This is a genomic window from Clostridium pasteurianum (assembly GCF_001705235.1).
GTDB classification, from domain to species: Bacteria; Bacillota; Clostridia; order Clostridiales; family Clostridiaceae; genus Clostridium_S; species Clostridium_S pasteurianum_A.
Genome location: NZ_MCGV01000001.1, coordinates 3,037,376 through 3,052,176 on the forward strand (window position 1 = coordinate 3,037,376; position 14,801 = coordinate 3,052,176).

16 protein-coding genes are annotated in these 14,801 nt (G+C 30.4%); 14 read left to right on the top strand and 2 right to left on the bottom strand.

The features are described 5' to 3' along the window. Positions 1 to 292: 292 nt before the first annotated feature. Genes gatC through gatB form a run of 3 tightly spaced genes read left to right on the top strand, consistent with a single transcriptional unit; the run spans position 293 to position 3,476 of the window. On the top strand, positions 293 to 589 hold the full coding sequence (gene gatC / locus BEE63_RS13600; RefSeq protein ID WP_066021901.1) for an Asp-tRNA(Asn)/Glu-tRNA(Gln) amidotransferase subunit GatC: 297 nt from the start codon (positions 293 to 295) through the stop codon (positions 587 to 589). 13 nt (positions 590 to 602) lie between these two features. Beyond that, positions 603 to 2,039 (top strand): Asp-tRNA(Asn)/Glu-tRNA(Gln) amidotransferase subunit GatA, encoded by a 1,437-nt coding sequence (gatA, locus tag BEE63_RS13605; RefSeq protein ID WP_066021902.1) that lies wholly within the window; start codon positions 603 to 605, stop codon positions 2,037 to 2,039. A 3-nt stretch (positions 2,040 to 2,042) separates the two neighbouring features. Continuing rightward, positions 2,043 to 3,476 carry an Asp-tRNA(Asn)/Glu-tRNA(Gln) amidotransferase subunit GatB gene (gene gatB / locus BEE63_RS13610; RefSeq protein ID WP_066021903.1) on the top strand — a complete coding sequence of 478 codons (1,434 nt, stop codon included), beginning with the start codon at positions 2,043 to 2,045 and terminating at the stop codon, positions 3,474 to 3,476. Positions 3,477 to 3,550: 74 nt separating this feature from the next. Here the strand turns inward: gatB and BEE63_RS13615 are convergent, their stop codons facing one another. Further along, entirely contained in the window at positions 3,551 to 3,727 is a 177-nt protein-coding gene (locus BEE63_RS13615) for a small, acid-soluble spore protein, alpha/beta type (RefSeq protein WP_066021904.1), read from the bottom strand. Positions 3,728 to 3,909: 182 nt separating this feature from the next. On the opposite strand from BEE63_RS13615, the gene BEE63_RS13620 reads away from it, so the two are divergent. Next, positions 3,910 to 4,176: a hypothetical protein gene (locus BEE63_RS13620; RefSeq protein WP_242874800.1), complete on the top strand. Its 267-nt coding sequence runs from the start codon at positions 3,910 to 3,912 to the stop codon at positions 4,174 to 4,176. 133 nt (positions 4,177 to 4,309) lie between these two features. On the opposite strand, the gene BEE63_RS13625 is transcribed toward BEE63_RS13620, so the two are convergent. Beyond that, positions 4,310 to 4,855 (bottom strand): GNAT family N-acetyltransferase, encoded by a 546-nt coding sequence (locus BEE63_RS13625; RefSeq protein ID WP_066021906.1) that lies wholly within the window; start codon positions 4,853 to 4,855, stop codon positions 4,310 to 4,312. Positions 4,856 to 5,179: 324 nt separating this feature from the next. Here BEE63_RS13625 and BEE63_RS13630 point away from each other — a divergent pair, with 324 nt between their 5' ends. The 10 genes from BEE63_RS13630 (at position 5,180) to BEE63_RS13675 (ending at position 14,789) form a co-directional block, all read left to right on the top strand. Continuing rightward, positions 5,180 to 6,319, top strand: a complete 1,140-nt coding sequence (locus tag BEE63_RS13630) for a cysteine desulfurase family protein (RefSeq protein WP_066021907.1) — start codon at positions 5,180 to 5,182, stop codon at positions 6,317 to 6,319. Then, on the top strand, positions 6,316 to 7,485 hold the full coding sequence (gene thiI / locus BEE63_RS13635) for a tRNA uracil 4-sulfurtransferase ThiI (RefSeq protein ID WP_066021908.1): 1,170 nt from the start codon (positions 6,316 to 6,318) through the stop codon (positions 7,483 to 7,485). Before BEE63_RS13630 ends, thiI begins: the two co-directional genes overlap by 4 nt. Positions 7,486 to 8,026: 541 nt before the next feature. Continuing rightward, positions 8,027 to 9,184 carry a MalY/PatB family protein gene (locus BEE63_RS13640; protein WP_066021909.1) on the top strand — a complete coding sequence of 386 codons (1,158 nt, stop codon included), beginning with the start codon at positions 8,027 to 8,029 and terminating at the stop codon, positions 9,182 to 9,184. Positions 9,185 to 9,192: 8 nt separating this feature from the next. Then, a complete protein-coding gene (locus BEE63_RS13645; RefSeq protein ID WP_066021910.1) occupies positions 9,193 to 9,810 on the top strand; it encodes a DNA-3-methyladenine glycosylase in 618 nt (205 codons plus the stop codon). A gap of 119 nt (positions 9,811 to 9,929) precedes the next feature. Continuing rightward, positions 9,930 to 10,292 (top strand): DUF6483 family protein, encoded by a 363-nt coding sequence (locus tag BEE63_RS13650; protein ID WP_066021911.1) that lies wholly within the window; start codon positions 9,930 to 9,932, stop codon positions 10,290 to 10,292. 621 nt (positions 10,293 to 10,913) lie between these two features. Next, positions 10,914 to 11,315 carry a PH domain-containing protein gene (locus tag BEE63_RS13655; RefSeq protein WP_066021912.1) on the top strand — a complete coding sequence of 134 codons (402 nt, stop codon included), beginning with the start codon at positions 10,914 to 10,916 and terminating at the stop codon, positions 11,313 to 11,315. A gap of 180 nt (positions 11,316 to 11,495) precedes the next feature. Further along, positions 11,496 to 12,566, top strand: a complete 1,071-nt coding sequence (locus BEE63_RS13660; protein WP_066021913.1) for a mannose-1-phosphate guanylyltransferase — start codon at positions 11,496 to 11,498, stop codon at positions 12,564 to 12,566. Positions 12,567 to 12,874: 308 nt separating this feature from the next. After that, the gene (budA, locus tag BEE63_RS13665) at positions 12,875 to 13,591 is read left to right on the top strand and encodes an acetolactate decarboxylase (protein WP_066021914.1); all 717 of its coding nucleotides are present in this window, start codon (positions 12,875 to 12,877) and stop codon (positions 13,589 to 13,591) included. A 352-nt stretch (positions 13,592 to 13,943) separates the two neighbouring features. Further along, positions 13,944 to 14,435, top strand: coding sequence for a PTS sugar transporter subunit IIA (locus BEE63_RS13670; protein WP_066021915.1), 492 nt, complete (start codon positions 13,944 to 13,946; stop codon positions 14,433 to 14,435). 51 nt (positions 14,436 to 14,486) lie between these two features. Then, a complete protein-coding gene (locus tag BEE63_RS13675; RefSeq protein ID WP_066021916.1) occupies positions 14,487 to 14,789 on the top strand; it encodes a PTS sugar transporter subunit IIB in 303 nt (100 codons plus the stop codon). Positions 14,790 to 14,801 lie beyond the last annotated feature (12 nt).

A 14,801-nucleotide genomic window follows, 5' to 3' on the forward strand; every position in this document is an offset into this window, starting at 1 on the left:
AATTGTCTACCCATTTAAATGTATCATCCTGATGCTTAAATGGCTTCGCACGTCCTGTGCGAAATTACGCCAATTATAAGTCGCAAATCCTAAGAGTCTGTAAACTCCAACATACAATATCAACATTATTCAAACATAATTATTAAGAAAGTTAAGGTTAATGAAAATTTTTTTCCGTTTCACTACAAAAAATTGATATTAGTTTTTTATACATTAAAAATTTGGTAAAGTGAAATTAAGAAAAAGTGTCATTAACAGTTAATTGATTATCAAAAACAAGGAGCTGATTATTTTGAGTGATAAACATGTGGATTTAGACACGGTTAAATATATTGCTAAACTTGCGAAACTTAAGTTTACAGACGGAGAAGCAGCAAAGCTTGCAGGTGAGTTTGAATCAATACTTGGACATTTTGAAACTATAGATAAAGTGGATTTATCAGATGTTAACGTAAATGAATTTGATGAGGTTAACACTGAATTTAGAAAAGATGTTCCAAAAGTTTTTGAAGATAAAAAGAAACTTATGCAGAATGTAAAGAGTTTAAGAGACGGTGCAATTGAGGTACCTAAGATAATTGAAGAGTAGGGAGGCTTTATATATGGATATACTGAGTATGACAGTAGAGGAACTAAGGACTGCTATTTTAGATAAAGAGCTTAAATCAGAAGATATTGTAAAAGCTTATTTTGATAATATAAAAAAAACAGAGCCCAAGATAGATGCATATATAACATTATGTGAAGATTATGCACTTAAAGAGGCAAGAATTGTGGATAAAAAAATTGCAGCTGGGGATAAAGTTGGATGCCTTGCAGGAATTCCTATTGCTATAAAAGATAATATATGTACAGATGGAATAAAAACAACTTGTGCATCAAAAATGTTGTATGATTTTATTCCACCTTACGATGCTACGGTAATAAAAAAATTAAAGGCAGAAGATGCTGTAATAATAGGAAAAACTAATATGGATGAATTTGCAATGGGATCTTCCACAGAAAATTCAGCTTTTAAGGTTACTAAAAATCCTAGAGATATAACTAGGGTTCCAGGCGGTTCTTCAGGAGGTTCAGCGGCTGTAGTTGCAGCTAAAATGGCGCCTATATCTCTTGGCTCAGATACAGGTGGGTCAATAAGACAGCCTGCTGCATTTTGTGGAGTTGTTGGCCTTAAGCCAACTTATGGTCTGGTTTCGAGATTTGGGCTTATAGCTTTTGCATCATCTCTTGATCAGATTGGACCTTTTGGAAAGACAGTAAAGGATTGTGCACAGCTTTTGCAGGTTGTTTGTGGAGAAGATGAACTTGATAACACAAGTGCTAAGGGCCTTGAAACAGAAGATTATCTTGATGGAATAGATGATGGCATCAAAGGCATGAAAATAGGAATGCCTAAAGAATTCTTTGGAGAGGGACTTGATCCTGAAATAAAAAAAGCTGTTTATGATACAATTGAAAAGCTTAAAAGCCTTGGAGCAGAGGTTATTGATATTAGCCTTCCAATAACAGAAGAGGGACTTTCAGCTTACTATATTATTTCATCTGCAGAGGCAAGTTCTAACCTTGCAAGATTTGATGGAATAAGATATGGATACAGACCTAAAGACTTTGAAGATGTATATGACTTAATGGAAAGTTCAAGAACAGAGGCTTTTGGAGATGAGGTAAAGAGAAGAATAATGCTTGGAACATATGCATTATCATCTGGATATTATGATGCTTATTATAAGAGAGCACTTAAACTTAAAAAGAAAATAAAAAATCAGTTTAAGGAAGCTTTTGAGAAATACGATTTGATTTTAAGCCCTGTATCACCTGTACTCCCTTTCAAAATAGGTGAAAGAAAAGCAGATCCTTTAGAGATGTATCTTGCAGATATATATACAGTAAACATAAATCTTGCCGGAATACCTGCAATATCAATGCCATGTGCTGTAAGTAAAGAGGGACTTCCAATAGGACTTCAACTTTTAGGACCTCACTTTGGTGAAAAGAAAATATTTAGAGCAGCAAGAGCACTTGAAAAGGAGAGATAAAAAATGAGTTATGAAACCGTAATTGGTCTTGAAATACATGCTGAGTTAAGTACAAAAACTAAAATATTCTGTAATTGTTCAACTGAATTCGGTGCAAAACCAAACGAACATACTTGTCCTATATGCATGGGACTTCCAGGTACTCTTCCTGTTTTAAATGAAGAAGTTGTTCATCTTTCTGTAAAGGCAGGAGAAGCACTACACTGCAAAATAAATAAATTAAACAAAATGGATAGAAAAAACTATTTTTATCCTGATTTACCTAAGGCTTATCAGATATCACAGTTTGATCTTCCAATGTGCAGTGGTGGATATGTTGAGATACAAACTAAGGACGGTAAAAAGAAGATAAGACTTAACAGAATTCACATAGAAGAAGATGCAGGAAAACTTGTCCACTTGGAATATGAACCTTTTTCACTTATAGATTATAATCGTGTTGGAGTACCGCTTATTGAAATAGTTTCAGAGCCAGATATGCGTTCACCAGAAGAAGCAGTTGAATTTATGAAGACACTTAGAGCTATGCTTCAATATGCAAATATATCTGATTGCCGTATGGATCAAGGTTCAATGAGATGTGATGCTAATATATCCTTAAGAGAAGTTGGTTCTACTGAGTATAATACTAAGGTTGAAATCAAAAACATAAACTCCTTTAGGGAACTTCAGAAGGCTCTTGAAAAGGAAGAAAAACGTCAAAAGGAACTTTATGATTTCAATGAAGGTTTTAGAATTAAACAGGAAACTAGAAGATGGGATGCAGGTAAAGGAAAAACTGTAACTATGAGAACTAAGGAGGATGCTAATGATTATAGATATTTCCCTGAACCAGATATAATTCCTATAGTAGTAAAGGATGAACTTATAGATCAAGTAAAGGATGAAATGCCTGAGCTCCCAATGCAGAGGCTTCAAAGATTTAAAGAACAGTATGAACTGACAGATAAGGAAATAGAAATTCTTGTTGATGATAAAGCGTTATCCGATTATTTTGAGAAACTCGTAAAGCTTGGTTCGGATAGTAAGGTAGCAGCTAACTGGATACTTGGTGATATGCTTAGATTAATGCGAGAGTGGGAAAAGGAATCTAAGGATATACCTATAACACCTCAAAATATGAATGAGCTAATAAGTATGATAAAGGGAAAAGAAGTAAGTAATACTGCAGCAAAAGAAGTATTTGAGGAAATGTTTAAAACTTCAAAGAATCCTAAAGACATAGTTAAGGAAAAAGGGCTTTCACAGATAAGTGATACAGGTGCTCTTGAAGAAATGGTTAAGGAAGTTATTGCTGCAAATGAAAAATCAGTTTCTGATTATAAAGCAGGTAAGAAACAGGCAATTGGATACCTTGTTGGACAGGTAATGAAAAAGAGTAAGGGCAAGGCAAATCCACCTATGGTTAAAGAACTTCTTGAAAAAGCATTAAGTTAGAAAAAAAGCTAGGGAATTCATTCTCTAGCTTTTATTAAGTATAAATGAAAATTTTGAAATACTATGAGAGAGCTTTAGCTTCTAGGATCGTTGATCTTTCTTTTTCTATTGCCATCTTTACCTAGTTTTCTTGATTCATTTGAAAATCCTATTTCATTTGAAGTTTCTTCATTCATTTTACTAAGTTCTGCTTTTGTTTTTTGACTTGCCTTTTTGTTTGATTTTGAATTTTTATTTTCTTTATGTGACATTAAAAACTGCCTCCTAAAAAATAATTTGAATTTTGTTACACTTCAATTTTGCCCAAAAAAATAAAAAATACAATTAACAGATTATTAATACTTTTTTATGTGATATTATATACTACTTATAAAATATATGATATACTATACACATAAATTAAATTATATTTTTATGAAAGAGAGTGAGACAAATGAGCTTTTCAAATAAAGGCATATGGGGAACGATATTGTTTGCTGTTATAATTTTTATAGTTGCATTGCTATTTATCAAATTATTGCCATTCATAATAGTAGCTGGACTAGCTATATGGGGCATATCTAAGATATCAAAGGTTGTGGAAAATAAGAAGAAGGATAAAATCGATAATTTTAAGGAAGATAATTTTGCAGGTGAACATAACTTTGATTCTGAACAAGGTGATGTAATTGATGTGGATTATACAGAGGTTAAACATTAATAAGGATGGAACATATATATATATGAAGGCACTGAAATTACAGTTGGATTTTCGGTGCCTTTATTATATACATGTTTTAGAATAATACCTATTAATAAAACACAGAAAAAGTGTATATGAAAGACCATAGTAATTATATTAAATTTCTATATTGTCTGTAGTAGAAGTAACTATCACTTTCCATGTTAGGCTGCTTATGTCCAATAGGTGTTCGTTTTTCGAATAGTTCAAAATTACATTTCTCCGCAAGATGGCAAGAAGGTGTATTTGCACAATCAATAGTTAGTATAAGATACTTTATATCTGATACGCTAAAGCACCAATTGACTAAAGCATTTACTGCTTCTTTTGTGTATCCCATTCTCTGAAATTTTTCGGACATAAAATAGGCTACTTCAACTTCATTTAGCGTATCTTCTAGTCCCATTCCTACCATACCTATCATTTCATCTGTGTCAGGTAATGCTATTACATATCTTTTGTTTTCATAAATGTCTGTTGAATTTGTTTGAACTTGTAGCCAATCAATATAGCTAAAATAACCTTGAGGTGAATTACTGTTTTCCGCCCAATCAGGCATAAATCGAAGTATATTTTTTTCTCTAGCAATTCTATAGAGGTTTTCTGCGTCTTTTCTTTCAAAGTCTCTAATTATTAAGTGATTTGTTTCTATTCTCATACTAGCTTTCTCCTATATTATATAAATAATTGTTATTTTAAATGATAACATTCACCATACTTATAAATCAACCTTATAAATTTTTATGAACAAAAATGTGTTAGTTTAACATCTTAAGTTCCTTTTAGGTTGACAATTTTTTATTAATAATATATGCTTATGCTGGTATGTAATATATTTTAATATGAGGACGTATGCCCTTTTGATTTTTAAATAGATAATAAAGTAAATAAGCTGTTTAAATTCTACAAACTTTGTAGAAATAATTATTTAAATAGTGATTTACTAATTGAATCTATATAGTTTATAGAAAGTGGTGACTACATAGTGGTTTATTTTGATAATAGTGCAACGACAAAGCCTCTTAAGGAAGTTGCAGAAATAATGCAAGAGGTTTTTTATGATTATTACGGAAATCCCTCTTCACTCCATTTGTTTGGTAAAAAGGCTGAGGATAAATTAATAGAAAGCAGAAAGATAATAGCAAATACTATAGGGGCTGAACCTAATGAGATTATATTCACATCAGGTGGAAGTGAGAGTAATAATTTCTTAATAAAGGGATTTGCGAAACCGGGTACACACATAATAACTTCTAAAATTGAACATCCAAGTGTATTAAATACCTGTGAGCAGTTAAAGAAGTTCGGAGTAGAAGTGACTTACATAAATGTAGATAATGAAGGCAAAATAGATATTGAAGAACTTAAAAATAGTATAAAAAAGAATACAGTTCTGGTAAGCATAATGCATGTCAATAATGAGACGGGTATAATTCAGGATATAAAAAACATAGCTTCAATTGTACATGAAAAGAGCTCAAGGGCAAAGTTTCATGTAGATGCAGTTCAAAGTTATGGAAAGCTCCCAATAAATCCAAAGGAAATGGGCATTGATTTAATGTCTGTAAGTGCTCATAAAATATATGGACCTAGAGGAATAGGTTTTGCTTATGTGAGAAAGGGTCTTATGCCTGAACCTCTTATATGCGGTGGAGGACAGGAACGCAATTTTAGATCTGGAACTGAAAACGTGCCTGCTATTGCAGCTTTTGCCTATGCAGCAGAGGATATACATAAAAAAATGCAGGATAACTATAAAAAAGTTAACGAGCTAAAAAAATATTTCATAGATAAGCTTGAAAAAATTGATGATCTTAAAATTAACAGTAAGGTAAGAGAGGATTATCTTCCTCATGTGTTAAATGTGTCTTTTGAAGGTGTTAGAGGAGAAGTATTCGTTCATGCACTTGAAGATAAAGATATATATGTATCAACAGGATCAGCATGTTCCTCAAAGAAGCAGCATAAAAGCCATGTGCTTTGTGCCATTGGACTTTCTGACAGGGATATTGAAGGGGCAATAAGATTTAGCTTCTCACCAGAAAATACTATTGAAGAAGTAGATTATACAGTAGATAATATAGAAAAAACACTCAAATTTTTAAGGAGATTGAAGATATGAATGAACTTTTGATGGTAAAATACGCTTCCGAAATTTTTTTAAAGGGATTAAATAAGAACAAATTTGAAAAAAGACTGAGAGAAAATATAAAAGCTTCTTTAAGAGGCGTTCAGTATGAATTTGTTTCTGATTCAGGAAGATGGTTTATAAAAAGCAGTGAGGTAAATGAAGCCATAGATAGAATTAAAAATGTTTTTGGTGTAGCAGAGGTATGCCTAGTTACCAAAATAGAAAATGATTTTGAAAAGATTAAAGAGCAGGCACTTCTAGAAGTTAAAGAAAGTGGAAAAACTACATTCAAAATCGAAACTAATAGAGCCAATAAAGCATTTCCTATAAACTCTATGGATGTAAATCGTGAAGTAGGAGCATATGTACTTCAAAATGACGAAGATGTCAAGGTTGATATACATAAGCCAGAATGTTTAGTTAAGGTTGAAATAAGGAACAACAATACATATGTGTATTCAAAGAGAATTAAAGGTGTAAATGGTATGCCATACAAGACAAATGGTAAAACACTCTTAATGCTTTCAGGAGGAATTGATTCTCCAGTTGCAGGGTACATGATGGCAAGACGTGGCGTTGAAGTCAGTGGAGTATATTTTCACAGTGCACCATATACCAGTGAGAGAGCAAAGGATAAGGTTAAAGATTTGGCCAAGATACTTACAAAATACATTGGTGGAATGACTTTATATGTAGTTCCTTTTACAGATATTCAAATGCAGATAATTGAAAAATGCAGGGAAGATGAGCTTACTATAATAATGAGAAGATTTATGATGAGTATAGCTTGTAAAATAGCAGAAGATAAGGGAATACAGTCGGTTGCTACAGGTGAGAGCATAGGTCAGGTAGCAAGTCAGACTATGGAAGGTTTAGTTGTAAGTAATGATTGCGCAGATAGACCTGTTTTTAGGCCATTAATATCTTTTGATAAGGTTGATATAATGGATATTTCAAGAGAAATAGGAACTTATGAAACATCAATACTTCCTTACGAGGATTGTTGTACTATATTTGTTCCAAAGCATCCTAAAACAAGACCTATATTAAGAGAGATAAGAAAAGCAGAAGAGGTACTTGATAAGCAAAAACTAATTGAAGATGCAGTAAACAATATGGAAGTAATAAAGATAAGTAATAATGCTTCGGAACATTAAAAAAATTCTATAAATCTAAAGTAAAAAAATCCTAAAATCCTAAGATATTTCAATAACTCCCTATCGGTCAGACAAATTTAAATATCTAAGTATTTTATGATTTTTTTACTAAGATTTATTAGAATTTTTTTAAATTGTTCCTTCAGCATTATTACTTATCTTTTACAATAGTGTAAGGAAAAAATTCATCCGTACCTACGGAATTTTAGATGCGGGTTTTTATAGTATATTATTTGGATAAATAAGTGGTGTTATGCACGAAGGTTTGGCGCTATTGCGGTAATAATTAAAAATTAAGAATGAATAATTAAGAATGAATGTAACTTTTTCTCCATTTTACTGCGAAAAACTTTTAAAATTATAAATGCCTTCATTTCCACTGGTGGAAATGTTCTTTCCTAAATTATCAGGTTTTCCAGAGAAAATCGGCGGAAAATTATCATTAATTCTTAATTTTTAATTTTTAATTCTTAATTGATTTTTTAAATAGATGGATTATTGATAAAGCAATTTTTAAATTATAATCAGGGAGGGTTTTGTTATGTATAATTTTGATAAAGTAGTAAACAGAAGAAATACTAATTCAGCAAAATGGGATATGGAAACTGAAGATATCTTGCCTCTTTGGGTTGCGGACATGGATTTTGAGGTTGCACCGGAAATTTCAAAAGCTTTAAGAAAGAGAGCAGAACATCCTATATATGGTTATGTAAAAATGAGTGATGAGTATTATGACTCTATAATAAATTGGGTTAAAAGAAGACATGCCTGGGATATAGAAAAGGACTGGATAGTTTTTTCACCGGGAATAGTTCCAGGGATAAATTTAATTGTAAATGCTTTAACGGAACCTCAAGATAAAGTCATACTTCAAACTCCAGTATACTATCCTTTTTATGGTGCAATTGAAAATAATGGATGTACCGTTTTAAAGAATCCTCTTAAATTTGAAAATGGAAGATATGAGATGGATTTTGAAGATCTTAAAGAAAAACTTAAGGATCCAAAGGTTAAGCTTATGATTTTATGCAGTCCACATAATCCTACAGGAAGGGTATGGACTAAGGATGAACTCACAAAGCTCGGAGAATTGTGCCTTGAGAATAATGTTACAGTTATTTCAGATGAAATTCATTCAGATCTTATTTATGAACCTAATAAACATACACCTTTTGCCTCAATAAGTGATGATTTTAAGAATAATTCTGTAGTATGCATATCACCAAGTAAAACGTTTAATCTTGCAGGACTTCAGATTTCAAGTATTATAATTCCGGATGAAAAAGTAAGAAGAAAAGTTTTAAAAGTTATGGAGAGAAGTATACCTATCTGGCCAAATGTTTTTGGAATTGAAGCATCAATAGCAGCTTATAATGAGGGCGAAGCCTGGTTAAATGAACTTATGGAATATTTAAATGGAAATTTAAAGTTTCTTCAAGAATATATAAATGAAAATATGCCAAAAATAAAAGTTATAAAGCCTGAAGGAACATATTTAGTTTGGCTTGATTTTACGAGTCTTAATATGGCACCTAAAGAGCTTAAAGAGTTTATGCTTAAAAATGCAAAGGTATGGCTTGATGATGGTTATATATTTGGAGAAGAGGGAAATGGATTTGAAAGAATAAATATAGCATGTCCAAGAAGTACCTTAAAGGAAGCACTCATAAGAATTAAAAATGCTTTAAATGAAAAGTAGGTGATAACTTGAAGCTTATGCGTGAATTTTATAGCAGAGATACAATTGCTGTAGCAAAGGAGCTTTTGGGAAAGATATTAGTTCATGAAATAAATGGTGTAAAAACCTCAGGCAAGATTGTGGAAACTGAAGCTTATAGGGGAATTAAAGATAAAGGTGCTCATGCTTATGGTGGAAGAAGAACTCCCAGAAATGAAGCACTTTATGGACCAGCTGGGTACTCTTATGTATATTTTATATATGGATTATACTATTGCATGAATGTAGTTGCCATGAAGGAGGGTATTCCAGAGGGAGTTCTTATAAGGGCAATAGAACCTGTTTCTGGCATAGAAACTATGAGTGAAAGAAGGTTTAAGAAACCTTACAGTGAGCTTAATAAGTATCAGCTTAAAAATCTAACCAATGGACCTTCTAAACTTTGCAGTGCTATGGATATAGCTAGAGAGCAGAATTCTATGGATTTATTAGGTGATGAACTTTATATTGAAGATGGAGACAGTGGAGCTTTTGAAATAATAGAGGCTAAAAGAGTTGGAATTGACTATGCAGAGGAAGCCAAAGATTATTTATGGAGATTTTATATAAAAGGTAATAAGTATGTGTCGGTGCTAAAAAAGGAATAATGTGATATAAAATAAACAGTATAATTATTTAGTACTTAAAGTATTGAAATTATGATAATTATATACTATTTATAAATTATCTATATATACTTAAAATAAGTATAGGGGTGGGGCGTTATATGCAAGAAAAGGATTATATTTTAAGATTAATAAAGTCATGTACACAATTGGCAGCTACGATTGTTACAGGGAAAAATGTTATGGAATCATTAGTGGGTAAGCAGAAGAATAGTGTATCTATTTCTGAAAGTCAGATGCTTTCAATTATGATAAATAAATATATAGAAGAGGGCGAAATTAATAAAGCTGAAAATATGCTGTTTCAGGAAATAGAAAAATGCAAATCAGCATCAAATTTAGAAACAGCCTTATTATTTTATGAAAATCTTAGTAAATGGAGTGAAAAGAGACTTAAACAATGTAACTTTTCAAAGCGCGAAATAGTTGAAGGAATAGAAGATGTGAAAAAACTGTATGAATAGTAATCTTGATATGTTTTAGCGAATTATTCACCACATAATTATGTTTGCCATATTATTATAAAATGATAAGCAATAAGTGGTAAGGTTAAATTTATGATTTTATATAAAAGGTATCATATTGTGAAGCGACACAGTATGATACTTTTTTACAATGTCTTAAATACAAATTAGTATTATTATAGCAATAAATAAAGTTATATAGAAATAATGATAAAAATTGTATATAATATATATTGTAGAAAAATGTGCGAGGTAGTTTAAATGGAGAAGGGTATGGGCTATATAATTTTCAAAAGAATGAAAATCCAACTGATAAAATACCTATAATTGCTGCTTTTGAGGAAGCGGTTATTGGATAAGCCATATTTTAATGACTTTTATTAGCTTTGTATTCAACAATACTAGTATTATTACAGCAATGGTCTTAAAGAAATATGCTGCATATATGTTCGCTAGACTAATGATTCCAATTATACTTAATAAAAACTTTGGCCCATTAGGTTTCATTATTAAAAATAAAACTTAAGAGCAGCGAAATAAAATAATTAGAAATATATTAATAATTATAATATTAATATATTTAGTTAGTTCAATATATAAATTGTAAGGAGAGATTAAAGAATGATTAACAATTCATATTTAAATGATGCATTTAAAAAGATACTATCACCAGAGGATGAATATGGGTATTACTTCTATTCAATGTCATTCGCTTCTGCTGGAGAATATCTTTTATATGGTGGCTCTGCGATGCTACTAAATAAACATTTGATAGTTTGCTTTACAAAGAAAAGAATAATTCTTGCAGAGGTAAACCCAATAACAGGTGATTTAACTGAAAATGTTAGCGATATTTCAATGAAAAATGTTACTGAGGTAATTGTAAAAAAAGGTATACTTAAAACTAAAATAAAATTATTATTTCCTAATGGCAGCAAGCTTGAATTTAAACCTAATAATATATGTGTAGGCTTGTCAAATCATAAAAAAAATTTATTAAAGTTAGTTGAATTATATAAGTAAAATAGCTAACTCGAATTTTTTATGTTTTTTTAGGTGATTCTAATAATAAATTTGTTTCAATAAGGATAGGAATAATTGATGAGAAGTCTTTGAAATGAAAAATACATAAAATCTTATTCACCATACGCTTATGTTTTTCATATTATACAATGATAAGCAATAAGTGATGTGGTGTTTTTTTTGTTATATGCACTTATACTTGCTGGAGGCAAGGGAACAAGATTATATCCACTGTCAAGAAAGGAAAATCCAAAACAATTCCTTAAGTTTGTGCATAACAAGAGCTTTTTGAGAAATACTGTGGATAGAATTAAAGCTCTTGTTGATAAAGATAATATATATATTGTAACTAATGAAAGATATATAAGTAAAATACAAAAGGAACTTCCAGAAATAAATAAGGATAATATATTTACAGAACCTGAGAATAAAGAAACTGCTACATGTATAGGGCTTTCAGCAGTAAAACTCTTAAAAAAGGACAACGATGCCACAATGATAGTGCTGCCTTCAGACCATTATATTGAAAGCGAAAAAGAATTTACAGATACTATAAAGCAGGCTGTTGAAATTGTGGATAAAAGGAGGGGTGTCGTAACAATAGGCATCACGCCAACAAGACCTGAAACTGGGTATGGATATATTCAAATTGGTGATAAAGTTATTAATTATGAATCTATATATAAAGTTGAAAGATTTCTTGAAAAACCTAATATTGAAGTTGCAAAGGATCTTTTAAGCAAAGGAAATTATTTGTGGAATAGTGGTATGTTTGTATGGAGAGCAGATACTTATCTAAGAGAAATGAATAAATATCTGCCAAAGATGTATAAAGCTATGACAAAAATATACGAGTCAGTTGGAAGCGATAAAGAGGAAGAAGTAATAAATGAACAGTATAAAGCTATAGATGGTATATCAGTAGATTTTGGAATAATGCAAAAAACTAGAAAAGCCTATGTGGTAAAATCAAATTTTGAATGGGATGATTTAGGTAATTTCTCTTCTCTTGCAAGGTTTTTAAAAAGCTATGATGGGGGGAATACTGTAACTGATAATGTTTTTTTAGAGGATACAGAGAACTGCTCTATATTTGGAGACAAAAACCTCATAATTTGTTTCGGGGTTAAGGACTTAATAGTCGTTGATGCTGGAAATGTAGTTTTAATAATGGACAAAAATCGTGATCAAGAATTAAAGCATTTAGTCGAAGAATTAAATAATAACAAGGATGTAGAAGACTATCTTTAAGGATAAAGCAAGGAAAAAATTTATTATAACTGATACTTGGAGTTGCTGCGTTAATAATTAAAAATTAAGAATGAAGAATTGAGAATGAATGTAACTTTTTCTCCGTTACACTACGAAAAATTTTTAAACTTACATTTTTTCATTTATACTGGTGTAAATGTTCTCTTATATATTATTAGGTTTTCCAGAGTAAAGCGGGGGAAAATCATTATTCATTCTTAATTTTTAACTCTTAATTATTTTTGTTATATCCTTTATGTTGCTTTAATATCTTATATGTTATAATTTGTTTTGAGGTGAATGTAAAAATGATAAACGGAGAAACTCCTAACCATATATATCAAATGTCTACAATAAATGCACTAGTTTCGGGTTTATATGATGGGTGTGCATCACTTAAGAAACTTTTAAAGAAGGGAAATTTCGGTATAGGAACATTTAGGGGATTAGATGGTGAAATGACGCTTTTAAATGGGACTTTTTACAGAACAAAACCAGATGGAAGTGTATATGTATGTTCTGAAAATGAGTTAGTTCCATTTGCAGTTATTACAGAATTTGAAGATTATAATACATATAATATTGAAAATTGTAATTCTTATAATGAACTAAAGGATAAACTTGATGGATTTATTGAAAGTAAAAACATATTTTATGCTTTTTATTTACACGGAAAATTTAACTATGTAAAAACTAGAACAGTTGTAAAACAGGAGAGACCATATAAACCTATGGCTGAAGCTGTAAAAGATCAGCCAATGTTTCAGTATAAAGATATTGAGGGAGATATAGTTGGATTTAGATGTCCGGATTATGTAGAAGGACTTAATGTACCAGGTTACCATTTTCATTTTTTGAGTAAGGATAGAAAATTTGGAGGACATGTTAGTGAGCTTTCAGTTAAACAGGTGGATGGTATTGTTCAAAATTGTTTATGTTTTAGGATGGAATTACCTGAAAATGAAAATTTCTACAGTATGAAAGTAAAAGATAGAAATGATGAAATAAGCAGTGTTGAAAAGTAGTATACAGAAGGTATCATAAGAAAATATATAATAAAAACAAGATGAGCTGTTGTAATAGGGATTTTAAAATGCTATTAACAGCTCATTATTATATTTGAAAAGATTATCATGCAAGTGTTTATGAGATTTAAAAACTTAATATATAACAATATTTTTAACAAGTGATACATAAATAGAACAAGAATAAAATAAAAATATTACAAAATTATTATTGACAAAAGCATAATAAAGGAATATTATATAACTGTAAACGAAAACAAAACATATTTAGACATAAATGGACACAAACACAAACACAAACATTACATGGTATTGAAGTGATGAATTAATATTGTAGGGGGAGTAGGATAATATGATTAAGGAAATATCACAGTTATTTAGAGAAGATTTGATTTTTATTGAAGATGCTAAAAATAGTAATGAGATATTTGAAAAAATAGGACAAAAACTCATTAACAAAGGATTAGTAAAAAAAAATTTTGTTAAAGGAATTATAGAGAGAGAAAAAAATTATCCTACAGGAATGGATTTAAGTGTGGTAGAAGGACAAAAATACAATGTAGCTATACCACATACTGAAAGAGAATATTGCAGCAGTAAATGTATTGTATTTGTAAAACTTAAAAACGAAATTGAATTTAAAAATATGATTTCACCTGATGAGAGCTTAAAGGTAAAATATTTGTTTATGATTATAAATGATGAAAACGATGCACAAGTCAATATATTAGCAAATATAATGGATTTTATAACTAAAAAATCAAACATGGACAAGTTATTAGAATTGAATGATGAGAAAAAAATTTATGAATTTATTACATGCAAAGAAACAGTGGATATTTAGTTCATTGTTTTAGAAAATATAAATTGTAAAAAATAAAGGGAGGTAATTATAATGATTAAAATTTTAGCAGCTTGCGGCGCAGGAGTAAATTCAAGTCATCAAATTAAGGATGCAATAGAACAAGAAATGAAAAGTAGAGGTTATGAGGTTAAGGCAGATGCTATGATGGTTAAAGATATCACAGAAGAATTAATATCAAAATATGATATATTTACACCAATCTCAAAAGTTGATGTTGGTTTTGAAATCAAAATACCGGTTGTTGAAGCAGGAGCGATATTATACAGAATCCCAGCAATGGCACAGCCTGTATTTGATGAACTTGAGTCAGTAATAAAAAAGATAGGAAAATAATTAAAATTAGTG